At 37.0% G+C, this 632-nt stretch carries 1 protein-coding gene; it reads left to right on the top strand.

Features of this window, described 5'->3' with window-relative positions; all coding sequences use genetic code 11:
* Nucleotides 1–75: 75 nt before the first annotated feature.
* Nucleotides 76–632 (top strand): ISAs1 family transposase (locus J7338_RS20565; protein WP_210798831.1); only part of this gene is annotated, 557 nt, incomplete at its 3' end.

Here is a 632-nt window from a genome sequence, read left to right as displayed (position 1 = left end):
CAGGGCAGGAGCACACTTTGTAAACATTTATAATTTATGATCTAATATTATAAATTTCATTACGTTATATTCCTTATGTCCTTATTCTCCCATTTAGAACTTGTAAAAGATAACCGCTCAACTATCAACCAACATCACAACCTTGTCGATGTGCTTTTCCTTATTATTAGTGCTGTAACATCTGGATGCGAAGGATGGCAAGATATTGAAGTATTTGGTGAAAGCAAGATTGACTGGTTAAAAAAATTTCGTCCTTTCAATAATGGCATACCGACACGACATAGCATTGCTAGAATATTTCGAACGGTCGATACTGACTCATTGCTACTGAGCATGTACAGCTGGGTCAACCAACATCGTATTAAATCCAATCAACCTATTATTGCGTTTGACGGTAAAACTATTCGCGGGGCAAGCAAGCATATAGCGGATAAGCTACATCTTGTTTCTGCATTCGACTGTGAAGCAGGATTAACTTTATTTCATCAGACGGTCGGAAGTAAGACAAATGAAATACCCGCAGTAAGAGAATTACTACAAACCCTTGATATTAATGACACTCTCATCACGTTAGATGCTCTACATTGTCAAAAAGAGACATTGAAGCAATTAATCAGTCGAAATGCTGATTA

This window comes from Pseudoalteromonas ostreae (assembly GCF_018069805.1).
Taxonomy (GTDB): domain Bacteria; phylum Pseudomonadota; class Gammaproteobacteria; order Enterobacterales; family Alteromonadaceae; genus Pseudoalteromonas; species Pseudoalteromonas ostreae.
Note: the sequence above shows the minus strand (reverse complement) of the source record. Positions and strands in the feature narration are given on the sequence as shown.